The sequence below is a fragment of the Veillonella parvula genome (assembly GCF_042850485.1).
GTDB lineage: Bacteria > Bacillota > Negativicutes > Veillonellales > Veillonellaceae > Veillonella > Veillonella parvula_Q.
In genome coordinates this window covers 1,924,369-1,949,936 of record NZ_AP031417.1, presented here as the reverse complement: position 1 = coordinate 1,949,936, position 25,568 = coordinate 1,924,369, and the positions used below count along the sequence as shown (strand labels likewise).

At 40.3% G+C, this 25,568-nt stretch carries 18 protein-coding genes and 1 tRNA gene; 13 read left to right on the top strand and 6 right to left on the bottom strand.

Features of this window, described 5'->3' with window-relative positions:
• Nucleotides 1-180 precede the first annotated feature (180 nt).
• The 3 genes from ACGHIY_RS08920 (at nt 181) to ACGHIY_RS08910 (ending at nt 2,283) form a co-directional block, all read left to right on the top strand.
• Nucleotides 181-269 (top strand) — tRNA-Ser (locus ACGHIY_RS08920).
• Nucleotides 270-373: 104 nt separating this feature from the next.
• A complete protein-coding gene (locus tag ACGHIY_RS08915; RefSeq protein ID WP_004698192.1) occupies nt 374-1,600 on the top strand; it encodes an MFS transporter in 1,227 nt (408 codons plus the stop codon).
• A gap of 134 nt (nt 1,601-1,734) precedes the next feature.
• A complete protein-coding gene (locus ACGHIY_RS08910) occupies nt 1,735-2,283 on the top strand; it encodes a GDSL-type esterase/lipase family protein (RefSeq protein WP_316708898.1) in 549 nt (182 codons plus the stop codon).
• Between the two features lie 163 nt (nt 2,284-2,446).
• Here ACGHIY_RS08910 and ACGHIY_RS08905 read toward each other — a convergent pair whose 3' ends face one another.
• Nucleotides 2,447-3,439: a hypothetical protein gene (locus ACGHIY_RS08905; RefSeq protein ID WP_004694840.1), complete on the bottom strand. Its 993-nt coding sequence runs from the start codon at nt 3,437-3,439 to the stop codon at nt 2,447-2,449.
• Between the two features lie 351 nt (nt 3,440-3,790).
• On the opposite strand from ACGHIY_RS08905, the gene ACGHIY_RS08900 reads away from it, so the two are divergent.
• Together ACGHIY_RS08900 and addA are read left to right on the top strand one after the other, a co-directional pair.
• Nucleotides 3,791-7,348, top strand: coding sequence for a PD-(D/E)XK nuclease family protein (locus ACGHIY_RS08900; protein ID WP_287540903.1), 3,558 nt, complete (start codon nt 3,791-3,793; stop codon nt 7,346-7,348).
• On the top strand, nt 7,338-11,204 hold the full coding sequence (gene addA, locus ACGHIY_RS08895) for a helicase-exonuclease AddAB subunit AddA (protein WP_390525487.1): 3,867 nt from the start codon (nt 7,338-7,340) through the stop codon (nt 11,202-11,204). Before ACGHIY_RS08900 ends, addA begins: the two co-directional genes overlap by 11 nt.
• An 80-nt stretch (nt 11,205-11,284) precedes the next feature.
• Here the strand turns inward: addA and ACGHIY_RS08890 are convergent, their stop codons facing one another.
• On the bottom strand, nt 11,285-12,226 hold the full coding sequence (locus ACGHIY_RS08890; protein ID WP_101928544.1) for a diacylglycerol kinase family protein: 942 nt from the start codon (nt 12,224-12,226) through the stop codon (nt 11,285-11,287).
• A gap of 208 nt (nt 12,227-12,434) precedes the next feature.
• On the opposite strand from ACGHIY_RS08890, the gene ACGHIY_RS08885 reads away from it, so the two are divergent.
• Nucleotides 12,435-13,142: a GntR family transcriptional regulator gene (locus ACGHIY_RS08885; protein ID WP_308521259.1), complete on the top strand. Its 708-nt coding sequence runs from the start codon at nt 12,435-12,437 to the stop codon at nt 13,140-13,142.
• Between the two features lie 177 nt (nt 13,143-13,319).
• Here the strand turns inward: ACGHIY_RS08885 and ACGHIY_RS08880 are convergent, their stop codons facing one another.
• The gene (locus ACGHIY_RS08880; RefSeq protein ID WP_390525486.1) at nt 13,320-13,703 is read right to left on the bottom strand and encodes a helix-turn-helix domain-containing protein; all 384 of its coding nucleotides are present in this window, start codon (nt 13,701-13,703) and stop codon (nt 13,320-13,322) included.
• A gap of 189 nt (nt 13,704-13,892) precedes the next feature.
• On the opposite strand from ACGHIY_RS08880, the gene crcB reads away from it, so the two are divergent.
• The 3 genes from crcB to ACGHIY_RS08865 all read left to right on the top strand — a co-directional run bounded on the left by crcB (nt 13,893) and on the right by ACGHIY_RS08865 (nt 18,257).
• Nucleotides 13,893-14,273 (top strand): fluoride efflux transporter CrcB, encoded by a 381-nt coding sequence (gene crcB / locus ACGHIY_RS08875; RefSeq protein WP_316603809.1) that lies wholly within the window; start codon nt 13,893-13,895, stop codon nt 14,271-14,273.
• An 84-nt stretch (nt 14,274-14,357) separates the two neighbouring features.
• On the top strand, nt 14,358-15,338 hold the full coding sequence (locus tag ACGHIY_RS08870; RefSeq protein WP_316060976.1) for a molybdopterin-binding protein: 981 nt from the start codon (nt 14,358-14,360) through the stop codon (nt 15,336-15,338).
• A 420-nt stretch (nt 15,339-15,758) separates the two neighbouring features.
• Nucleotides 15,759-18,257: an S-layer homology domain-containing protein gene (locus ACGHIY_RS08865; RefSeq protein WP_316603810.1), complete on the top strand. Its 2,499-nt coding sequence runs from the start codon at nt 15,759-15,761 to the stop codon at nt 18,255-18,257.
• A 243-nt stretch (nt 18,258-18,500) separates the two neighbouring features.
• Here the strand turns inward: ACGHIY_RS08865 and ACGHIY_RS08860 are convergent, their stop codons facing one another.
• From ACGHIY_RS08860 to ACGHIY_RS08850, 3 genes are all read right to left on the bottom strand, one after another.
• Entirely contained in the window at nt 18,501-18,731 is a 231-nt protein-coding gene (locus tag ACGHIY_RS08860) for a hypothetical protein (RefSeq protein ID WP_004698256.1), read from the bottom strand.
• Nucleotides 18,732-18,740: 9 nt separating this feature from the next.
• Complete coding sequence (locus ACGHIY_RS08855; protein WP_390525485.1) at nt 18,741-19,574, bottom strand: metallophosphoesterase; 834 nt, start codon at nt 19,572-19,574, stop codon at nt 18,741-18,743.
• 75 nt (nt 19,575-19,649) lie between these two features.
• Nucleotides 19,650-20,423, bottom strand: a complete 774-nt coding sequence (locus ACGHIY_RS08850) for a DUF4931 domain-containing protein (protein WP_004698244.1) — start codon at nt 20,421-20,423, stop codon at nt 19,650-19,652.
• A gap of 117 nt (nt 20,424-20,540) precedes the next feature.
• Between ACGHIY_RS08850 and ACGHIY_RS08845 the strand changes: the two genes are divergently transcribed.
• The 4 genes from ACGHIY_RS08845 (at nt 20,541) to ACGHIY_RS08830 (ending at nt 25,379) form a co-directional block, all read left to right on the top strand.
• Complete coding sequence (locus tag ACGHIY_RS08845) at nt 20,541-21,062, top strand: 8-oxo-dGTP diphosphatase (RefSeq protein WP_227037291.1); 522 nt, start codon at nt 20,541-20,543, stop codon at nt 21,060-21,062.
• A gap of 203 nt (nt 21,063-21,265) precedes the next feature.
• Complete coding sequence (gene mutY, locus ACGHIY_RS08840) at nt 21,266-22,363, top strand: A/G-specific adenine glycosylase (protein WP_316097878.1); 1,098 nt, start codon at nt 21,266-21,268, stop codon at nt 22,361-22,363.
• 16 nt (nt 22,364-22,379) lie between these two features.
• Nucleotides 22,380-23,561: a metallophosphoesterase gene (locus ACGHIY_RS08835; protein ID WP_316689719.1), complete on the top strand. Its 1,182-nt coding sequence runs from the start codon at nt 22,380-22,382 to the stop codon at nt 23,559-23,561.
• 819 nt (nt 23,562-24,380) lie between these two features.
• Nucleotides 24,381-25,379: a DUF805 domain-containing protein gene (locus ACGHIY_RS08830; protein WP_316689720.1), complete on the top strand. Its 999-nt coding sequence runs from the start codon at nt 24,381-24,383 to the stop codon at nt 25,377-25,379.
• The last annotated feature ends 189 nt before the right edge of the window (nt 25,380-25,568 follow it).

The window sequence follows — 25,568 nt, the reverse complement described above, 5'->3', positions numbered from 1 at the left end:
CAGTTGAAATTTCAAATTCATATCAACTGTACAGGGTAACACTACATATATGGCGACCATAAGTCTATATGGAAGCACTAAATACACATGAAAAAAGCTGGCCATGAGTCAGCTTTTTTTGATTGCTTATATTCTATTATTGCTTATTATTCGGCCAATCTGATATAATAATACCGTTATGGAGAGGTGTCCGAGTGGTTTAAGGAGCTGGTCTTGAAAACCAGTGACTCCGCAAGGGGCCGTGGGTTCGAATCCCACCCTCTCCGCCACATAATAAAGCCCTCTAGGTTTATGCCTAGAGGGCTTTTCAATCTTTATTCACTATGGTATGCTATCGATATATTTATTAGGTAATCTTTAGAAAGGAGCTCGTATGAATCGACTTAGTTTCTCGCGAACTCAGATTTTAATTCTCCTTAGTGTGTGGCTCACGTTCTTGTTGAGCTTTGTTATGCGCTTGTCTTGGGCATCTGTTATGCCTATCCTCAATGAGGCGTTGCATTTCACAGCTAAGATGGGGGCTCAACACATTTCGGCCTTTTACTTTGGTTATGCGTTAACGGTACTGCCAGGTGGTATTTTAGCGGATAAAATAGGTTACAGACGTACCATATTGTTTAGTTTAATCGGTATGGCCGCTGTAACGGCTTTGATGAGTACCATTACAGACTATACCATGGCTTGGGGTTTGCGCTTCTTATTAGGGGTTATGTCTGGTCCTGTACAAGCTTCTTGCTTGAGTGCTATCGGAGATCACTTCGGTCCGAATCAACGGGGTGCGGCCGTAGGTATCTTTATGAGCTGTACGTCCTTTGGTATTACTACGGTAAACCTTTACGCACCATATGTGGCGACACATTACGGCTGGCAAACGGCATTCCTTGCTACAGCAATCTTGCCATTGTTAGTACTTGTATTATGTTACTTCACGGTGCGTAAGCCGAGTGCAGAAATTCTCGCACAACGAGAAGCTGAGGCTTCTGAAGCGGCTGCTAAGCTTGGCGTAGGTCAAACGTCTTTAGTAGAAAACTTGAAGCACATCATTTCTAATCGTAACATTCGTTGCTTGGCTATTGCAGGCTTCTTCGCCACAGGTACGACTTGGGGCGTAACGCAATGGGCGAACTTATACATGGTTAAACAATTAGGTGTAACTGCTATCTATGCAGGCCAAGTCATGAGCGTATTCGGTACGGCTGCGCTCATTGCGAAACCAACGATCGGTATTTTATCTGATATTTTGCCAATTAAGAAGAACCATTTAGCGGCGCTCGTTATGTTCTTATTTGCGCCCGCTTTAATCTTGTTTGCAAGTACGGCAAATCCAAACATGCTCTTTGTAACAGGTCCAATCCTCGGTATTGGTGCCTTTATGCATAGTGCGTTGACTAATGCTCTTGTAGTTCAATCGGCAGCACCTCATTTACGCGGCACTACAGCGGGCTTTGTAAACTTGTTTAATCAAATTGGGGCTCTCTTGGCACCACTGCTCTTGGGCAATGTCCTCGTAATGACGGGCAGTTACCAAATGTCCTTGATGTCTATCGCTATAGCACCTATTATCGGTGCATGCGCATTGTTCTTTATTCGTCTTAAATAATATAAAAGGATCCGTAATAAAAATTGTATCTAATTGGAGGGCAGTTCAAAATGGGTCCTTTTTGTAATTAATATGTATATTGTGTATGGTGTTCTTTTATTATATGATTGAGTCATATTACAGGAGGAATGTAAATGGAAATCATCTGTTTTGGCGATAGCATTACGCGTGGCTATGATGTACCCTATGGACGCGGTTGGGTCGAAATCTGCGATGCTTCCATAGAGAACGTTAATTTTACAAATTATGGTGAAGATGGCTGCTCCGTACAGGGGATGATATATAATATTGAAAATTGGGCGGTTACTGCTGTATCCGATCCAACACGTCATATTTTCTTGATGTGTGGCACTAACGATATTTTACAAGGTCGAGATAGTACCTATGTGTACAAGACTTTGGTGAAAGCTATTGAGCTGGCTAGTACAAAAGGGACGGTAATTATCGGTTTAGAAACTCAAATTGATAGCGATATGGACGGATTGAATCTTGTTGTACGAGAGGTTAATGAACAGCTAAAAGCCTATGCAGAGGCGCGTAATATTAAGGTCATAGATTTTTATACCACCTTGTTTGAAGCGGATCAAATTGGACAAATTGTCTTTGCCGGAGAGGTACACCCCAACGAGCGCGGTTATCGATTAATGGCGTATAAGGCATTAGAGGTCTTTACGCGATTATAACGGCACTATAATACGACTGTAACGGGACTATAATGCAACTGTAATATAAAGAACATAAAAACTCCCCTAATGAGTTGCCTCATTGGGGGAGTTAGTGATTTATAGCCTTTTGTGCTAGCGAAAGTTGGGGGCTTTCACCAGATACAATTAAATTCGTAACGAATTATTTTTTAGATTTAGTAGATACTTTATTGTTGGACACCTTAGCAGATTGTGCGATTGCATATGCAGTGCCTTTTACTAAATCAGAAGCTTCAGCAGTGTTGCCAGATACGGTTACAGCTGCTACAGTGTCTTCGGTTACTGCGAATAATGCAGTTGCATAAGGGTGTTGCGCACCATTTGGTACAGTTACAGCACCGGATTTAACAACGATGTAACGACCGTTGTTGTTAAAAATATCATAATGAGCTGCTTGTTTTACACCATCATAGCTTTCATTGTAAGCGAACAATGCAGCTACTTCACCACTTGCTACTTGACCAGATTGTTGCATGGAACGCAATTTAGCAGCTGCTACAGCTGTTGGTTGAGTCATGTTTACAGTGATGCGCAAAGAGTTGTTGTTTACAACTGCTTCAGTGATTACGTTTGTAGAGAATACATTCGCAACACCGTTGCCAGCACGGTTGTAAGAGCTAGCAGTTTTCACTTGGTAGCCGTTAGTGTATGCAGGCAAGTCATATGTGTAAGTTTTACCATTTAACAACAAGTCGAAAGCGTTCAATTGGTTAGCTTTGTAGCGAGAAACGTAGGAGCTGCCGTTGCCATTAGCTGTTACGGAGTTTACAGTTTCTTGGTATACAGGTTGGGCTTCAGTAGGGATAGGATCCATGATTTGAAGACCTACAGCTGTTGTTTGTGGTGCCACAAAGATTGGATCACCTAATTCTTTAGATACAGGCATTTGTTGAGCCATATCACCTGCTGTATAAGGCACTGCTGGCAATGGTTTGTAGCCAGGGCGTGGTGCACTTGTAGCATAACTAGTTTGGTAAGCTGGCGTAGCCGCTTGTGGTGCAGGATAAGAATATTGTTCTGCTGAAGCACGTTCGTAAGCGCGTGCATTAGCATCAATAGTTGCAGCAAAAGCAGAGAAAGACATCGTTGTCGCTGCAAACACTGCAAAAGCAGTTGCTAAATGTTTTTTGTTCATAATAATTTACTCCTAAATACATGATTTTACAAATAACACAGATACTAACTTGTATTATATAGGAATTCATGCTAATTGTAAATAAAATATAAAATATTATCTTAATTATAAATAAATATAATCAAATGAGTCAAATATTGTACAATTAGCCATAGAATGTCATATTACTATATAATAATAATCAGTATAGTAATTTATTATATCGAAAAATTTCGTTTAATGCTATATCTAATTCGTATAGTGCTACAATTAATTTGTGTAGTGCTATATCTAATGCGTTAACTGATATGAGCAATATAAATTTGTGGATTATATCAATTGAGATGGTGAAAGTTTCACTAGGGAGGTCTCATGAGTATTAGCGTCTATTATGGACGGGCTGGATCAGGCAAGACACGTGCCGTATATGAGCGCATACGTCAGGTCATGACAGACTGTCCAGGGGAACCAATAATTTTGCTTGTTCCTGAACCTGCTACCTATCGGGTGGAACGGGAGCTAGCTGAATTTATGCCTGAAAAAGGCTTTACTACGGTTCGCGTTGTAGGCTTTGGTCGTTTGGGTTATCAGGTATATCAATCTATAGGCTCAAAAGGGGTCGGTCAATCAAGTTTATCAAGCTTTGGCCGGTCTATGTTGTTGCGCCTTGTAATGAAACGAAAGCAAAAGGAACTGGGGTTGTTAGAACAGGCCACAAAGCGACCTGAGTTTTCCTCTGTATTGCAACAACTCTTTTCTGAATTTCGCGCCTTCCGTGTAGGCCCTGCTGACTTAGAACGAGGGGCAGAATCTGTTAAAAATAAAGTATTACAAAAGAAATTGCGCGAGCTAGCTATTTGTATGGCTGCCTATGAAGAGGAACTCAGTCGCCATGGGGAGCGCGACATCGATCCTATCATGGAAATCGTAGAGGCTTTGCCACAATCTCCTCTCATGGAGAATAGCCACGTCTTTATCGATGGTTTCCATTGGTTTACACCGACTCACTATGAGTTGATTTATACCTTGTTTGACTTGGCGAAGGAGGCCGTTATTACTATCGATTTACCGATGGATCCAAAGACGTTAAATCTAGCTCGTCGAGGGGAGCATCTCTTCAGCCGCCCTTTAGAGATTTACGACACCTTAGTCGCTCGTTATGGCTCTAGTATCAACTGGGTTGGCTTTGAGGGAAAACGAGGCCCTCAAATCGTTCAAGCTCTAGAGTCTAATTACTTTGCTAGTCCTAGTAAGAAAAACTCTACAGATGAAACGATTCCGCTTATTCGCGGCTATAACCGGGAACGCGAAGCAGATGCTGTGGCTCGTCACATTTTAGCCTATGTAGAATCATCTGAAGAGGCTCGTTACCGAGATGTATGTATCATGCTCCGCGAGTCTGAAACCTATGGTGACACTTTAGAAAAAGTCTTTACTCGCTACGGTATTCCGCACTTTATCGACCGTCAACGTCCTATGAAAAACCATCCATTAGGCGAGCTATTGACGGCCCTATTTGATATCGTGCGTCATAACTATAGTCGAGATAGCATGTTCCTCTTGCTCAAGACGGACTTGATGCCGCTTACTCGTGAGGCTGTAGATGAGTTAGAGAACTACGTTCTTGAGTTTGGTATCGACCATTATAAATGGGAACGTGAAAGCTGGCCGTACCTACGAGGCTTTTATGAGGGGCAAGATGAAGAAAGCCACGTAGATGCACCACGCAGAGCACGTGTTAACAAAGCAAGACAAACCATCATGGATGTTCTATCTCCGTGGTTTGATTTTGCAGCTCATAGTGATGGACATACGGGCGCAGAATGGGGAGCCCAATTATATGGGTTGTTAGAAATATTGCAAGTGCCAGAGCGCCTCTATGAATGGGCGAAGGACGCAGAAACTGTAGGTGATCAAGAATCCAAAGCTAGTCATGAACAGATGTATAATGCGGTCCTTTCCTTTATAGATGAAATTTCTATGGTTATGAAGGACGAAATATTGACCTTGGATGAAATGATGTTACTTCTCGAAGAAGGTTTGAGTGATGTCAATTATTCTATGATTCCGCCGTCTTTAGATCATGTGGTAATCACCACTATCGAACGTGGTTACAGCCAGTGGTGGCCTAAGGTATTTGTAATGGGCCTCAACCAAGGTGTGTTCCCTCAAAGTATGGGCGATGAAGGACTCATCAAGGATAAGGAGCGTCAAGAATTGGCCGATGCAGGCATTACCTTAGCAGAAGGTGCCTTGCCGAAGGCTTTCAACGAGAATTTTCTATTATACCTCGCCATGACGCGGGCATCTGACTCGTTAACTCTGTCCTATGCTGGTTCTGGTGAGGATGGTACAGGCCTTGAACCATCTCTTATTGTGAAGCGATTAGAATCTCTTGGTTATGTAGGGGAAACTGTAGATATACCACTAACCATCGCGCCTGATACAGAGGCGGATTACGTGTGGCGCCCACTTCAAAGTCTATCCTTATTATCCGAGCGCTGGGGTGCTCTCTTTAGCGGACTTGAGGTCAATCCTCTTTGGTGGGGCCTCTATAACTGGGCTCGTGAAAGCGAAGCCTATCGTCCTCGTTTAGCGGAGGTGTCACGTGGCATTCGAGATAACAACGATGTGCCTGTCATTACGCAGGATTTAGTAAATGGGTTGTTCTTGTCTAAAGGCTATATGTCTGGTTCTGTGACGCGCCTTGAACGATACCAACAATGTCCGTTTAAGTTCTATGCTCAATATGGTTTGAAACTAGAGCCACGTCCAGTGCGCTCCTTTGGAGCTCCTGAAATTGGTACGTTCCTACATGCTAATTTAGAGCGCTTAGGAAATTATCTATTAGAAAACAACAAGCAATGGCGTGACCTTGACGAAGAGGAACAAGAAAATCTATGTCGCGCCGTGGCAGACGAAATCTTACAAGAGAATCAACTAGGTGAAGAAACGAGCGATGCCTACCAAAAGGCCATCGAGCAACGTGTACAGAGAACATTGCATGTGACGGTAGACCGCCTCGTAGAATGGTCTAAGCGCAGTGATTTTGATACGAAGTATTTAGAGCAAGACTTTGGTCGTCAAGGTGGTTGGGATTCTATTCGAGTCCCTCTTGGTGAAGACCGCTACTTGCGCCTCATCGGTCAAATTGACCGCATCGACGAATATACGCGGGATGGTCAAATCTATGGCATGGTTATCGACTACAAATCGGGTGGCGCTCATGTGACGGCCCAAGATGTGTACTACGGCCTTAAACTGCAACTCATGACCTATCTATTGGCCTTAGAATCCGCTTACGATAAAACGCATGGCACCTCTATGTCGCCGGCAGCCGTGGTTTATTCCTACGTGAAGAACCCTAAAATCCCTGCTGATACGCCTATATCTTATGAAGATGCCGTTTCGTTGGCTAATGAAAGTGATGCTTGGCAAAACAGTGGGTATTTCTCCGATGATATTGAGTTATTGACGCATATTGACAATAAGTTTTTATCCTATGGTTCTAAACGAGGCCCTTATGTGCCAATTGCTACGAAGAAAGATCAAACCATTTCCAGCAGAGATTTGCGTAAGGTTAAGAGTACTGGTGAGTTTGATGTAATGTGCCGTTATACAAATCACGTGATGGCTGAGACGGGCCGTCATATTGGGGAAGGACAGTTTCCGATTAAGCCATATCAATTAAATGGCTTTAGACCTTGTACATACTGCGATTATAGAACGGTATGTCGCTTTGACTCTAGCCGTAATCGATATAATTATTTGTCTAGATTGTCTGAAGATGATGCATTAGAACGGATGAAAGAAATCTTAAGCGACGGAAACAACGGAAACAACTGTAACGACAGAAATAACAGCAACGAAAAAAATAACAATAATGACGGAAATAATAGTAGCGAAGGAGGTGAAAACCATGGGTGTTAAATGGACGCCAGAGCAGGAGTCTGCCATCATAGCACCTAAGGACTCCTCCTTAGATAATCAGACCTTACTTGTTGCGGCTGCGGCCGGCTCTGGTAAAACAGCAGTTCTCGTAGAGCGTATTATTACGCGTCTTAAAGATATGGATAATCCCTTATCGGTTCAAGAACTCATGGTTGTAACTTTCACAAAGGCTGCAGCTCAAGAGATGAGTGCTCGTATTGGGCTTGCCTTGGCTAAAGCCATGGAATCCACTGAGGATGCAGCAATGCAAGAACGCCTTGAACGACAGCTCAATCTATTGCCGTCTGCTCATATTTCTACATTGCACTCCTTTTGCCAATGGGTAATCCGGTCCTATTTCTACAAGCTCGATATTAATCCAACGGCTCGTATCGGCAATGAAGCAGAAATGGCGTTGTTACAACAAGAGGTATTAGCCGATTTATTAACTAAGTCTTATGAAGAGGGCCTTTATAATATCTATGAGCTAGCGGACTTCTTCAGCGACGATAAATCCGATGCGGGCTTAACGGCAAAGATTATGTCCTTATATAACTACGCCATGTCCCTTGCTAATCCTGATGGATGGCTACGCAAAGCCTTAGAGCCTTATAAAGAGGCGATGACCATAAACCCTAGTGATACGATGTGGGGCGAATATATGTGGTCGAATCATTTAGCTGTTATCGACCGTATTCGGGAGCGCTTAGAGCGGATGGAGCAAATTTTACTTGATCCCGTAGGTCCTCATAAGTGGCAAAATATATACGATAATCAACTGGCTGCGCTAAGTATGCTTTCAGCAGCTCAATCTTGGAATGATATGGGCGATGCTTGTAAGCATATGGATACCTTTATTAAGAATCAATTCCGTATGGGTTCAAAAGAGGCACAAGCTTATGACCCTATGTTGGTAGCAGAGTTTAAATCTTTAGGTGGTCAAAATAAAGATGACCTCAAAGCCATGCAAACCGCTATATTCACCGTTCCGGAAGCTATCTTGCAAGAGCAGTTTAAGGCTCAATATCCAATCATAGAAGGCCTTGTAGAGCTGACGATTGCTTTTCATAAAGCCTATAGAGACATGAAGCAAGAGCAAGGCATCATGGATTTCAGCGATCTTGAGCATCTATGCTTGGCGCTTCTCGTTGAACCTGGCACAGAGGATGACCCTCAGCCATCTGAAGTGGCAAAGGAACTGCAAGACACTTTCAAAGAAATCATGGTCGACGAATACCAAGATACGAATGGCGTACAAGAGACGATTATCAACTTGATTTCTCGCGTCGATAATAGGTTCTACGTGGGGGACGTGAAGCAGGCTATTTATAGCTTTCGTATGGCCGACAGTTCTTTATTTATGGAGAAGTACAATACTTACGGTGGTACTGATGCGGTAGAACGACGTATCGACTTGGCGAAAAACTTCCGATCTGATGCAAATATTTTGGCTGCTACGAACTTTTTGTTCTATCAAATCATGACGGAAGACGCGGCAGAGCTTAATTATACAGAGGCTGAATCGCTCATTCCTGGCCGCATCGTAGAGGATGCACCAGAGGATTGGGTTGGAGGCGACGTGGAATTGCAGCTCTTAGATGTGAGTAAGGATACCCTTGGTGCTAGTGAAAGTGACGAAGATGAAGGGGATGACCCTGAAAACAACGAGCGTGAGTTAGATTTCATCATTCAAAAAATCAAGGAAATCCATGCTGCTAAGAAACAGGTGCAAAATCCAGATGGCACATTCCGTCAAATCGAGTGGCGAGACTTTGCTATTTTGCGCAGATCCTTGGCGGGTTGGGGGACGCGTGCCGTAGAAGCCATGCGTCAAGCGGGGATTCCTGCGGTTGTAAATGAGCGAGACGGTTACTTTGAAGCACAAGAGATTCAACTTTTATTGGCATTGTTATCCATCATAGATAATCCGGAACAAGATTTGCCGATGGCTGCCGTATTGCACTCTGGTCTGGTAGGCCTTGATGCGAACGAACTAGGCGCATTGCGCCTGTCTGGTGAGGGCTCTCTATGGTCTCTCATGCCTGCCTATGCAGAAGAGGCTCAAGATGAGCGTTTATTAGCCTTTATTGGGCATATGGAAAGATGGCGCACCTTGTCGCGTCGTCATGGCGTGACTGATTTGTTGTGGGATATTTACGAATCTCAAGACTATGTAAACTATGTAGGGGCTATGCCGAATGGCCTCGTGCGCCGTGCCAATGTGCTTGCCTTATATGATAGAGCTAAGGGCTATGAAGCCTCTGGCTTCCGCGGGCTCTTTAGGTTTTTGCGCTTTGTGGAAAGCTTGCGCGACAGCAACCAAGATATGCCACTTGCCAATGTGGTGAGCGAGGCGGATAATGTGGTGCGCCTCATGACCATCCATAAGAGTAAGGGCCTTGAATTCCCTGTAGTATTTTTATCTGGTGTACAGAAAAGATTCAATATGATGGACTTACGCTCAGAGCTTCTTATTGATAAAAATGCAGGCCTTGGTTTGAAAGGGTATTTTCCAGATATTCGCGTGTCCTTCCCGACCATGCCTTGGTTCTATGTGAAAGACATAAAAGAGGCGGCCCTCAAGGCGGAGGAGCAGCGCATTCTCTATGTTGCCTTGACACGGGCACGAGATAAGCTGTTCATGACAGGATTTATTAAAGGCTTTAAAAATTCTAAAGGTGTATTAAGCACCATGGGTGAGCTCATTAAAAATGCGGCTTCCGTAGAAACTCAACAGTTACCGACAGATATTATCACGCAAGCTAATAGTTATCTAGACTGGATGATTATGGGCTTTGCTCGTCACTTAGATGGTGGCAATCCGTTGCGTGTAGCTATTGAATACGAAGGGCCTACCTATTTTGATTTGTCTGATAAAAAGTGCCGTATTAAGGTTGAAGTTCATGATGGTTCTCTCTATGGCGACCTCGATTATAAAGCAGATGTCGATGAGACTACAATCAATAAAGTTCGGGAGTTGAAAGCGGTTAATTCTGTAGAGTTGCCACAGGAAATCGTGAATCGCTTTAACTATAACTATCCGTACAGCGATGCTACTCGTCGGACAGCGAAAATTTCCGTTAGTGAATTGAAACGACGCTTCCAAGAGCGAGAATTTGAAGTAGGAACTATTGATACTCTAAATGAACCGATTGCAACGGTAGATTTGAGTGCTAAACGAGCCGTGTCGGATGCGGTTCAGGCTATCAAGCTAGATACAACGAACCCGAATCTTAATGCCGATGACACTAGTAATATTAGTGTTCAGCCTGTTATAGTTTCGGAGGATGAATTAGCAAATTCCGTATTCGGTAGAAAGCCACAAGCACTACAGTCCGAAGAAGATATATTGACAGGTGCCCAATGGGGTACCTTGATGCATGAGGCTATGCAATGGTTGCCTCTTGTTGAGTATACGCAAGCTTCTTTGACAAAAGAACTAGATGCACTGGTGGCGAAAGGGACTTTCACAGAGGAAGAGAGAAATTTATTAAGCGATATAAGTTTGTATAAATTTTTCAGCTCTGATCTTGGTAAGCGCCTTATTAGGGCAAAACGTATCGAGCGAGAGTTGCCATTTAGCATGCTCTTTGAAGGAAAACGCGTATATGATACTTTAGAGGACGGGGAAAATCTATTCCTTCAAGGTATTATTGATACGGCCTTTGAAGAGGACGGTGAATGGGTTCTCGTAGATTACAAAACGGATCGCGTTATATCCGGAGAAGACCTCATCAAGCGCTATAAAATTCAAATGGACCTCTATAAAGAGGCCTTACAGCGATTGACGGGGATGCCCGTGAAAGCTTGCTATATTTATAGCTTCCGCTTGCACGATGCAATTATTGTGGACTAAAGTGTATAGATTCTTATAAATTAATAAACACAAAAGCTCTCTATTCGTTGATAGAGAGCTTTTGTGTTACCAATTACTTGTTATATATGTGGTAGTTTAGGCAGATTTAAGGCTTTTTTCTTTTTATGCTTTGCAGGTGCAAATACTTTGAGTACGCGCGGCAATACTTCAATGTCTACTGGCATAGCAGGACCTGCATCACCATCCATATTGGTCGATAAATCATCGACGTCAGATAGAAGTTCGATATGAGCTTTTTTCACAGTTAATGTCGTTGTATAACGAGAGTTATAGATGGCACCACTGATAATGAGTGGTAATACGCTGAGAATATCGAGGATAAAATATTCTTTGAAGATGATGATACGCATATAACCATCATCTACAGAGGCTTCTGGCATAAAACGCTCAAAGCTAGATACTACATTGGTAAGTAGGGCTAAAACGAGAGGAGATTTGCAAATGAAATCATCGTCCTCTGTTTTGATGCGGTACGTGTAGTCCTTTGTAGTGAACAACGCTTGGCCTGCTCTCAAGAAATACGCGAGAGGGCCGAGTATGCTCTTTTCCTTTGGTGTAACTTCATCTACAACCTTAGGAATAACGCCAGCTGCAATATTATTGCAGAAATACCGATCATTACAACGGCCGATATCAATGGTTCGAGTTTCATTGATATCGATACGTCTGATAGCTTGCGTTGGATTTTGGTGAATGCCGAGCGCACGAGACATATCATTTACTGTACCAACGGGGATAAACCCAAAGGTACAGGAGAATCCACCTTGGGCAATACCATTAACGGTTTCGTTAACAGTGCCGTCACCACCCATGCAGAATACGGCATCAAACCCGCGTTCACAAGCGTCCTTAGCAAAACGTGTAGCATCGCCTTCGCCTCTGGTGAATTTGACCTCAATCGTTTCGAACAAGGTACTCAATTTCCATTGTAAATCGAGGGCATAACGGCGCGCTGCACCTCCTCCTGAGACAGGGTTGATGATAATCAAACAACGGCTCATAGTATACTTCCTTACTTTCAAAAATGAGATATAGCTATTATCTATAGTTAAATTGACAGTCTTAATGATGAGTTCTATAATTGTAATGTATGCACTTAATTTCGCACAACATACTTTCTAAGATATGTTGTATACTATATTATACTCATTTTAACCGTTCTTTGAAAGTGTGAAAGCACGAATGGTTAGTAAGGTTTAGGGGATAGTAATGGGAAGACAAAGTTCAAAAGATAAATACAAATTGTCCGCAGTGGATTCTATCGAAAGATTACCTCTCAGTGAACAAGTATATTTAACATTAAAAACAGCTATCTTAACAGGCAAATTGATGCCTCAAGAGAAGCTTAACGAAGTAAAAATTGCAGAACAATTGCAAGTGAGTGCTACACCTGTGCGTGAAGCATTCCGTAAATTGGCTAAAGATAATCTCGTAGTTATCGTTCCTTGGAAAGGTGTTACTGTAAAAGCTGACACTCCAGAGGAAATCGTAGCACTTTACCAAGTGCGCGAAGTAATGGAAGGACTTGGTGCTAGATTGTGTGCTCGCCATGCTACGTCTGAGCAAGTGCAAGAGTTAAGAGCGCTTTGTAAAGAGATGCACGAAATCGAAGATGCTACAGAGCGTGTTGATGTGAATAGCCGATTCCACACAATGATTGCTCATTACTCTGGCAATGAACGTATTGTAGATTATTTAGCAGGTTTCCGTGAACGCGTTAATCGTGACATGTACATCAGTTCTTTCAATGCTGTACGTACACATGACTGTGATGATGAACATGACCAAATCGTAGACGCTATTGAACGCCACGACGAAGTAGCAGCAGAAACGGCTATGCGTCAGCATATCAACAATGCATTTATCTTCAAAAAAGCAAATGCGGAAGTACAGCATAAAAAACTTAATGAAGTATAATGTTTGCTGATGCTGATGCTGATGCAATGGGCATAATGACATATGAGAGGCTCCGCCAATGGTGGAGCTTTTTTGATTATTATTTTGAATATCTAATCCAAATTTAATATAGATTATCTTAATATAAGGTAGTTATCATTTGTTGTACTTAATTAACAGCTATATTAGATCATTAGATTAGTTTGCTTTTGTTTGGTTTCGAGACGTTCTCTTGGTGTGGTTCAGAAACTCTAGCCGTTTATAGTGTGATGTTAGGTGCGCATTACAGTTTTTATAATCTATAACACGCAGTCTTACGAGCTGACTTACGTTGATTTGAAAGGCTTGAGCGATTTTAAAAAGAATTTCTAAAGACATGCCCGAGATGCCTGTACCACATTCTAATTTACTTAAATAACTACGACTGATACCAATGTGACGAGCTAACTCTTGTTGAGACATATTTAGGGACACACGAATAATGGCGATTTTATGACCTAAACAAACATATTGATGTTGTAAAAACGGGTCTTCGTACGTGTTGATCCGCAGTTCGGTGAGCGGTGTAGACGAGGGGTTCATAGGGACTCCTTCCTTTTCCCTACTCTCTAAATATAGTATACTGAGATTATTAGCATCTGACTAATATAGAAAACTAGATAATTATCGGCTATTACAGATAATTACACGAATTGTGAAAGTAGTATTACATGTATGCTATAGTAATGTGATCATACCATCTAGTATGTTATCGTGAGTAAAGGAGGCAATATGGAAAAATACATAGCCGTTGCCCTCGGTGGCGCTACTGGGGCCTTATGCCGTATGGCTCTCGGTGAATGGGTTATGACAAAGGTCAGCTCTTTTCCGTATGGTACGGTAGTAGTAAACCTCGTTGGTTGCCTCATTATCGGTTTAGTCTTAGGCCTTTATATGCAAAAGCCAGATCTACCTCAGTGGGCGAGATTCTTCCTCGTTGTAGGTGGGCTCGGCGCATTTACCACCTTTTCAACCTTTGCCTTTGAAATGCTACAGCTTATGATGGCTGAATCCTATGTACAAGCATTATGGTACGGTGTGGTACAAGTAGTGGGTGGTTTAACCCTCTGTTGGATTGGTATGCTAGTAGTGCGTCTACTCTGTACTATTTAAACATATTAGCATTGAATAATAGTATTAAATACATTTTGATGTTATACAATAGCGTATTTTGTTATTAATGACTTGGGAGATATTATGAAATCCATTAGAACACAAGATGCCGTAGGGCAAATATTATTACACGATCTCGTAAGAATCGTCATCGGTGAGGTGAAAGACACGCCCTTCCGCCGTGGACATGTAATTACAGAAGAGGACATTCCTAAACTCTTGGATCTTGGCAAGGAACATGTATTTGTAATGGAGCCAGAAGATGAGGGGTTCTTGCACGAAGAGGATGTAGCTCGTGCTTTGTACCATATGGCAGGCGGCGAAAATATGCACGATGGCCCTATGGCACAAGGTAAAATTGAAGCCATTGCAGATGTAGATGGTCTTTTCAAGGTCGATGTGGAACGCTTACATGCTATCAATAGCATTGGTGAGCTGACTATTGTAACGAGATTTAATAATACACCTGTGAAAGCTGGTGATAAATTAGCAGGTATGCGTTGTATTCCATTATTGTTAGAAGAACAACAAGTAGAAGATGCAAAGAAAATTGCTGATGGTAAGCCTTTGTTACATGTAAAGCCGTTCGTGCGCAAAACAATGGGGATTGTTACGACTGGTTCTGAAGTATTTGAAGGTCGTATTAAAGATGCTTTCACACCAATCATTGAAGAACGTTGTGCTGAATTTGGTGTTACAAAGGTAGCTCACGAAATTGTAACGGATAATACAGACGATATCGTGGCGGCTATCGATGAGGTGAAAGCCGCAGGCGCGGATATAATTTTCTGTACCGGCGGTATGAGCGTTGACCCAGATGATCTCACCCCAGGAGCCATTAAACGCTATGCAGATCGCGTAGTTACCTATGGATTACCAGTGTTACCAGGGTCCATGGTTTGCATTGCTTACTGTGCAGATGGCACACCAATCCTTGGTGTACCAGGGGGCGTATTATTCAGTAAACCGACTGCCTTTGATGAAATTGTGCCACGTCTTGTTGCAGATGATGAAATCACCAAAGAAGATTGTATAGCTATGGGCCATGGAGGATTCTTGGGCTAATAGGCTAGTATAACAAGATTAGCTAAAATAACCAATATAGCTATTTTAAGTAATATAGCTAAAGCAAACAATATAACTAGAATAATTAGTATAGCTAATATAATGAATATAGTTAATATAGCCAATATAAGGAGATAAGATAAATCTTATCTCCTTATATTGTTATTATGCTATTAATTTATAGTATGATGAATTTGGTAGAATTTTTATTTATCGATAAAATTGATATTTTTATCGATTTTATTAAAAATTTCGTTTACTTCATTTAATATTTAAAGTACAATAATAGTTAAGGATAATGATAATACATTATTTAATAACGGACGTATTTTATGCTGAGTTTTGTTGAATATATATTATAAATGATAATATATTATCCGTTGTATTTATAATTTTAGATGTAGGGAGGAATAGTAAACGATGAAAAGCAAACAAGTTGCATTATCATTGGCAATACTACTTGCGTTAGGCACGGGAACTGTATTACATGTAGAAGCACAAGGAAATCCGACAGAGTATTCACGTCACTTTGGTGATGAAAACACGGTTACCAGTGACCATAGTTTGGCAGTAGGCTTCAGAAATACGGTATCCGGTTCGTATTCAACTGCTGTAGGTCAGTCATCTACCGCATCTGGTGGAACCTCACTGGCTATCGGACGAAGTGCGCAGGCAACCGCTAATAATAGTAATGCTATCGGTCGGAGTGCACGGGCGGAAGGCGAGAATGCCACTGCAATAGGCCATGGATCTGTTTCTTCTGGACGTAATTCAAATGCCTTTGGTTCATCCGCGAAAGCATCTGCTGAAGGTTCTACTGCAGTTGGTAATAGTACAAAGGCTAATGGTATTTCAAGTACCTCTACTGGCTTTAATGCTGAGGCATCTGGTAATTTCTCTTCAGCATATGGTAATGATGCTAGAGCAAAGGGAAATCGTTCAGTAGCTGTTGGATATAATGCAAAAGCTGAAGAGAGTGCAACTGCTGTAGGTAATAATGCTAATGCTGGTGCTGCAAATGCTGTTGCACTAGGTTCAGGTAATACGATTACTGCACGTGGTGGAGTTGGAATTGGTAGCAGTAATTCTGTCTCTGGCATTGATTCTGGCGCTTTTGGGGTTAGAAATAACGTAGCGCAAGCAAATACATATGTACTGGGCAGTAATGTGACGTCAACACAAGGAAATAGTGTTCTCTTAGGCAATGCATCTACCGATAGAGCTACCACAACAGAAACACAAGCTAATATAAATGGTATTAACTATTCCGGCTTTGCTGGGGTAGGGTCAGCTCGTAACGGCGTTACGAGTGTTGGTGCATCTGGTAAAGAACGTCAGGTGATTAATGTAGCATCTGGGAAAGTATCTTCTGATAGCACGGATGCTATAAATGGTAGTCAATTATATGCAGTAGCAAATACAGTGGGCGGAATTCTTAATAATCACAATACATTAATTCAAAATAATATTAATGAAATCGATAAAAATAAAGAAAAAATTGCCGACAATGAACGAAAATTAAAAGATCATACAGATGTCTTACAAAAACATGAAGATATTTTAAATGGACATAGTCAAGAATTAGAAAAACATAATAAATTAATTGTAAATCATGATAATCAAATTACTCGTTTAACTAAAGAAAATCTTCGTCAAGATGCTGATTTACTTCGTCATGAAGATCAAATTCAAAATCATGACATTCAATTAAAAAATCAAACTGAACGTATGAATAATCAAGAAAAACGTATTGACAATCAAGATAAGCGTTTAGATTATTTAGATAATCGTGTTGATAATCATGATGCTCGAATTGAAAATCATAGTGAGCGTATCGAAAGTCATGAACGTCGTATTGAATATAATAAGACTTTAGCCACAGAAGCATTAAAAGAAGCTAAAAAACATACTAGCATTTCTGCAGGTAATAATGTAACTGTAACTACAAGCACAAATGCTGCTGGTGGTACTGATTACAAAGTATCTGTAGATAAAGTTAAATTTGGTAATGTTTCTTTGGACAATAAAGGTCTAAATAATGGTGGCAATAAAATCACTAATGTAGCCGATGGTGAAGTATCCGCTACATCTAAAGATGCCGTTAACGGTAGCCAATTGTATCAAGCTACTAGCGGTATTAGTAATGGTGTGAACCTATTAAATAGCAAAATAGGAAAAGTTGGTGCTGGTGCGGCTGCATTAGCGGCTATTCATCCATTGGATTTTGATCCTGATGATAAATGGAATTTTGCGGCTGGTTACGGTAACTATGCCGGTGAAAATGCGATGGCATTAGGTGCTTTCTACAGACCAAATGAAGACACTATGTTCAGCGTAGCTGGATCCATGGGTAACGGTGAAAACATGGTCAATGCCGGCGTTTCATTGAAATTAGGTCAAAAAAATGGTGTATCTACTTCTAGAGTAGCTTTGGCTAAAGAGGTTCAAGACTTAAAGGCCATTGTAAAAGCCCAAAATGTAGAGATTCAACAAATGAAGGTATCCATGGGAATGGCACCTCAGTATGACAAGAAAGATGTGAACTTCCCTGATATACCAGCTAATCATTGGGCTTATGAATATGTAAAAGACTTGGCTGATAAAGGTCTTGTTGAAGGCTATCCTGATGGCGAATTTAAAGGCAATCGTGCGATGACTCGTTATGAGTATGCTGCGATCATTTACCGTGCTTTACAATTGGGTGCCCCAATTGATGGCAAAATGGGGCGTGCGATTAACGAATTTAATCCTGAATTGGCTCGTCTTCGTGACTTGGATCGTACTCGTGTGGATCGAATCTCTGGTAAAGACAATGATCGTCATAAGGTAGAACGACTTCGTGTAAACAATAAAGACAATAAGCAAACTAATGATTACAGAGATGTTTACGGTAGTCATATCGAGCGTAATGCGAAGTAATTACTTGTCTTGAAATAACCTTTTAAACTAAAAGGAAGACAACAAAATAGTTCTTTTATAAACTAAAGAAAAAACAAAAGAGGCCGTGATAAACAGCCTCTTTTCATCTAGCGGATAGTTGAGTTAATAACAATCTGCACTTTCAGAAATCAGAAATTATGATCCTTTTCTGGAGTGCAGATTATAGTCAACTATCCGCTATTTTATTATTTTGTTCAATTAATTACATTATTGATGGCGTTATTAAAATGATTTTTTACCTAGTGTAGGGTGGCTACAACGTTTTAGTGTTAGGGTATCAATCATATGGACTGCTTCGTCCAATGTAATATCTTCGCGCTTCGTTGGTGTTTCTAGGACTGCTAACGGATGCTCCGTGCCTACCTCACCAGAAGGCAAGTAAATATATTCTTGGTTAACATTGTCACCAAAGATATAGCCAGCTTGTAAATGTTCTTTATGAATACGACTCATGGTCTCTCCTTAGATAATTTGCTTTAGCTTAAAATCTAGATAGTCTGCAGATACCAACTCTAGTTTTGTCGTACCAAATTCCTTTGGAATCCGGTTAAAAGAAATTTGATCGTGTAAGTGGCCAAAGATACAGATATCTACCATATATTGCTCCATGAGATCCGTAAAGCCCGAAGGTGCGTTGGACTCGTTAAATGGAGGGTAATGTAGCAACAATAACTTTGTTACAGGAATATTCTCTATATCTCTAATTGAATCAGGTGTTGGTGAATAGGACTTTTTAGAACCGGATGATTCTGTTATACAGACCTTTGTTTCCGTCCTGAGTTCCTCAAGTACTTTATGTATTGCCTTATCCATTTCCTGTAGTGCTGCTTCGGTACGCATCAGTTCTCTATCGTAAATGGATTGGTCCGTTTCTGGGGAGAAGTGGGAGTCTCCAGGACAGAGGTAGGCGCGCGTTCCACCGAATGCAATAAGGCGCGGCCCTTCTTCGGTTTGGATAACTTCTGCGGTGCCGTGACCTTGTATAAAGGTAATAGCGTCACCCATGAGATTATGCATCTTGTTTGCTGATGCCCACCAATAATCATGGTTGCCACGAATCATATATTTTTTACCAGGTAAAGATGCAATTTCTTGTAAATCGCAGGCAGCTTCATTGAGACGGAGCGCCCAGCTCATGTCACCTACGAGAAAGACGATGTCTTCATCGCTTACATTGGCATTCCAATGCTCTTTGATGCGGGACCAGTGATCATTCCAGTGAGGACCAAAAATATCCATCGGCTTCGTCGGAGGATGGCCAGATAGATGGAGGTCGCCGATGGCAAATACTTTCATAAAAATCCTTTCAATTATGTATGGTTAAAACCATATAAAATAATATATCAAATTATATACGGTATATGGTTAGAGCTATTTAGTAGCTTGAAAATAAGGCGTAATATCGTGCTTGATTTTAGCAGCTCGTCCCTCATCACAAGTTTGAGGAATTTTGTAGCCTACATAGAGGGGCGTCGTTACATAACGCGCCACTACCTTGATGTAATCATAGCCGTCCTCAAGATTATATACGAAGTAATTATAGGACTGGCTAAAGTTTGCTACACTATGCAATACATAGCGCAAAATTTGCTGTAGTCGAAGGGCTACAGTACGAACCGGTGCATCTGGTTTGAAGCGAATGTTGTACTCAAAGAACCCGATAATCGGATGGGTAGACAAGGTGATGCGTACATCTTGATCCTCGTGCAAGAGCCAACCCTCCATATTTTGGGCCGTAATATCTTTATGGTAATCGTAATTCTCAAGCCCTATGATTTGGCTGTGAGGATGGCGAATAGAGCCACCGGACATATAGCCATAATTTTTGAAGAAGAGTACGGATTTAAACTCTTTACGTTGACGAGTTTCGCGCCATTTATCGAGACCAAATTGGAGAATGTGGGCGGCTTCGTCTGTAGGTAAGGTAGAAAATTCGCCTTCGTCAGTTTCCGTTTCGATAATGACGGTAGGCCAAGTTTTTTCTAATACAGGATACTTGTTCATGAGCCATATAATATGACCTGATGTATCGAGAATATCCGTTAATTTGGAACGATCACAGAAGGGACAACGCACTTGTTCATTGCGAATATTGACGGGCTTTGTTCGTCCTAATTCGATATTAAATCTAAGTGGTTTGTTCATCATGTGCCTCCTTCCTTGTAAGAAATTCTATACTCTTAATCATACCACAACTAGCACATTCGTACATGAAATAATGGTATAATAATAGTGTGTTATTTTTGTGACTAAGGAGGCCCTATGAAACCAACGACGCTCGTATTTCCCATTGATGAACAAAATCGTATATTGTTAGGGCGTAAGAAGCGTGGTTTTGGGGCTAATAAATATAATGGTTTCGGTGGTAAACTTGATGATGGTGAAAGCTTCCGAGAGTGTGCCATTCGTGAACTCTATGAGGAATCTGGCCTTCAAGGACGTGTCGAAGACTTAGAATGTGTAGCGGCTTTTGATTTTCAATTTCCTTTTGATGAGAGCTTAACGCACGTAAGCTATGTGTATTTCTTGCGTACTTTCACAGGTACTGTAGAGGAAACAGACGAAATGGAGCCTCATTGGCTAGAACCGAATCAAATTCCTTATGAACATATGTGGGATGGTGACCGCAGATGGTTGCCGATGTTGTTAGAAGGTAAGAAATTAAAAGGACCTATTGTGTTTGGACGAGATAATAATATGGTGGATAAGATGGATTTGACCACTGTTGATACCGTTCTTGAAAGCGAACACTTGGCGCGCATTGATTTGTATATTAATGGCTGATACGTATAGATTATTTGCGTTATATTGTCGAATATAGGTATTCTTTATACTATGCCGACGAATTTTAGTGTATACCTATTTAATTATTAACATAAATTTACTAACATCAAGATGATGGTTTGGTGGATTTTAAAATGTAAAAAGGGGCTATATGACCATGAGAGTGGTAATATGCTCCATAATTTATACTATTTTGAGGTAATATGACTGATAAAAAGAACCCAAAGTGGGTACCACAGCTATTGGCGTGGTATGATGTGCATAAACGGGAGTTGCCGTGGCGCGATTGTGGGGACCCTTATAAGATTTGGGTTTCCGAGGTGATGAGCCAGCAGACGCGCATTGAGGCGATGAAGCCTTATTACGACAACTGGATGCGTCTATTCCCAACTTTGGAAGACTTGGCAAAGGCTTCCGAAGATGAGGTGGTTCATGCTTGGCAAGGGCTTGGTTATTATAGCCGTGCTCGTAACTTGCGCCTCGGTGTAAAGGACGTAGTTGAAAATTACGGCGGTATCGTGCCTCACGATCGTAAAACCATGGAGTCCCTAAAGGGCGTAGGTTCTTATACGGCTGGGGCTGTACTATCTATGGCGTACAACGAACCAGAAGCGGCTGTAGATGGCAATGTATTGCGCATCTATGCTCGTCTATATCGCATCTTTGACGATATTTTAAGCACTAAGGGTAAAAAGACTATTACAGCCATCGTGGAGGAGACTTTGCCTCACGATCGACCTGGTGATTTTAACCAAGCCTTGATGGACTTTGGCTCTGCTGTGTGCATTCCAAAAACGCCGCGTTGTGGGGAATGTCCTATTGTAAATATGTGCGCTGCCTATCAACATGAAGATACAGATAAACTGCCTGTGCGCATCAAGAAAACAAAGGTAGTAGAGGTGCCTTTATTCGTGGGCATCTTGAATTATAAAGGCTATTATTTGTTGCATAAACGGCCGAATCGTGGACTTTTACGGTCCATGTGGGAATTTCCATCTGTGGAAATGGTATCTGCCTTTGAGGACGGAGAACGAGGCCTTGAGGAATTAGTTCAGCCCCTTGGCTTTGAGTTATCTTTGCAACCAGTACTTGTGAAAGAAATAACACATATTTTCTCTCACCGAAAATGGTTTATGAAAGCATTCCGCGGTGATTTAACGTACACAGGGAATGCGAATAATATATCGATTGCAGATATCCAACAGCAATTGCCAAAGGACTGGATGCTCATCAAGCGTGATGAGTTCTCCGACTATGCTTGGGCGGGTCCTCATGGTAAATTGACGGAAATCGCAAAATAATTTGTAGGAGTAATGAATGAGAATTCTATTTAATATTACTTTTTCTGCCATCCTCCTAATAGGGTTGGTAGGATTTTGGGCTCTATTCCTCAACTTGTGGAAACCCAAAAAGAAATGGCCTGCCTGGGTGGGCTATATAATCATTATCGGTGCGTGGTTTGCTGCTATCCGATACTATATACTCAATCAAGTGGATTTATATGGTACGATGTACTATCCTTTGATGAATATGTTCCGTACCGAAAGCTACGGATTCCTTTTTGGCGTATTTCTAGCGATTCCTGTATTTATCATACTTAGTCTATTATATTGGACAATCAATAAGATTTGGAGCAAAACACCAGAGGAAAATAGAACAGGCCGTCGCGCCTTCTTTAGAACTGCTGCAACTATAGTGCCGTTGGCTACTATTGGTGGCTCTAGCTATGCTGCCTTTGCGGGTCAACAAGAGGTAGTGGTAACTCATGAAAGCTTTGGCTACACGAACCTACCACCTGGTTTGAAAAACTATAAAATTGTTCAACTTAGTGATATTCATATAGGACCGAGTATCGATTTAGATGACTTTGATGAAATCCTGAAACTAGCGCTTTTACAAAAACCTAATCGCGTTGTTATCACTGGCGACCTCATTGATAAGCTTGCATGGTTACCGCAAGTCTGTGAAAGACTGACAACCTTTGCAAAACAAATCCCAGATGGGGTTGACTTTATTTTGGGAAATCACGAGTATCATCACGATGTAAATAAGGTACTTGACGCACTTAAACGAAATACACCTATGAATATTCTCGTGAATAGTAATATTCAAATCATGGGCGGCAAACAACCTGTATATATTGCGGGCGTTGCGTACGATAACGATCGTAAAAAGGACAACCGGGAAGCCATGATTAACAAAGCTTTATCTGGAATTCCAGACTATGCCTTTGTTATTCTATTGGCTCATCACCCTGAATTCTTCGAAGAATCTATTGAACGAAAGATTCCGTTGACTCTATCTGGACATACCCATGGAGGTCAAATCGTATTCATGGGTATGCCGTTAGTACCAACGGGCACACCATATACAAAAGGTCGCTATGTAGAAGAACAAAGCGTGTGCTACGTTAATAATGGTACAGGACACTGGTTTCCAATCCGTATCAACTGTCCACGAGAAATTACGGTTATTACATTCTTTGATGGAGTAGCTTAGTTTGAAAGACAAACTCACTATAGGTATACATTAATGTATAGTAAATCCTTTATTTATAAAATCCTTATATGTATTATTGTGCTTATGCTATTTGATATCTCTCTAATCTACGATATGACAGCGGATATATATAAGAGATATCTCAAAATAGCAATACTAGTGGCAATTGGATGCCATTTAGACTTATATTTGGAACTCAGTAAACAAGAAATACTGCTAATACAGGCGTTTAAGGATGATACATTTAACGAGACCTATGAACTGTTAAATACAAAACAGGCTATTTTCATTATATTCTTGGTTGTGTTAATGACTATAAATATTATGAAATATTAGAAGACCATAGGGGATAAACTAGAAGAGGTACTGTATTTTAGATACAATACCTCTTTTTATTATATGAATTTATATAATAATTGTGATATATTAGAGTTAAAATTTTTAGTTGTGTTGTGAAAATATAGTTTTTATGTTGGGAGTAATTATATATTTCTAAAAATATATAATTATTTTGTGCGAGGCTTAGTACTTTTTTTACTTATATGTATTCCATATAGTCTTGTCACAAATCCAGAGTTGATTGAAGATGAATTAGACTTTTATTTCTTTGTTATTGCATATGTCATAACACTTTTGTTTTATGTGGTATGGAACTATATTTATAACTATTTAAGACGTAAAAGAGGGTAGCATTTGTGCACATTCATTTACCATTAGTTCTGAAATCTATCTTTTTTCGGTGATTGTTTTATATTGGCTTATATAAAATACTGTTAAAAAACTTTCACCATTATTGGTATCTATATGATAATTAAAAGTATGAAACAGTTTTTAGTTGATGAATTTTGTAAGTTTAAGATTGAAGTAATAGCGTTAATTCAATATGTAAGGAAGCTTAAAACACTTACGATGAATGTACAAACTTATCTTTCAATAAATATTTTAGTTTTCTTGGGCATAGAAGCAAATATTTTCATGCTTTCTCTTCCTTTTGATAGAATATATAATCAAGAATACTATAATATGTTATTTTATGTAGGGCATACTCTTTATATTCTTTTTGTTTTTATTACAAATTACATGCGGTTGAATTATTATAAAAAGGCTTCTTTTAATTGGCTTAATGTCATTATAATGATTTCTTTAGTAATGGTTTTACTTTTGGGTAAAAGTATTACTATTTCTAGTTCTAATTTTAGCTTTAGAGGCACTACTGATTATATATTGGGGAATGAGGTACTATGGAGCGTAGATACACCTGAGATGTTCTTTCCTTTTCTGATGGGGTTGATACTATTTTGGGCATTTGGAATCGATAAATTATGGTCTGCTCATAATACTATTGAAACTAATGGGATTATTTTTGATAATAAAGTTATTGATGTGTGGTGGGGCAATAGAAATGATTTAACCGATGGGCAAATTAAGACCTTAAAGTTATATTATAGTCGACAGGAGTCCTACCCTTTTTGGATTGATATCTATAAAAGTATTTTAATAGATAGTTTATGGTTTTATGGACGCAGTACTGTTCGTCAGTGGCATATGTTTAATGTGTTTTTAGCTTTTATTATGTATAATTTTGTTGTAACTTATACTATTGAGCCATCCATTCTAAGATATACTTTATACATTTATCTTACATATACTGTAATTACTATGATATGTAGACGCTTGATGGATACCAATAGTAGTATTTTTTGGCTTATTTGCTTATTTGTACCTTTAGTTAATATATATGTGCTGTATTTACTATATAATAAAACATCTGCATTATATGATCAGGAAAGTAACTCTATTTTTTATTATCCTTTATAACTAATTAACCTCTGCTATGATAGTATCCTAGCAGGGGTTATTGTATTTATTTATAAAATCCAGAGTTTAAATTAGAAATATCATTATTTCTAATGTTAAAATAAAAATGAAATATATGTTGCTCTTATCTTTGAGAAGAGTAAAGTACATTGTTTATTAAAGTATGATTATTATTGTATGTGCTGTAGA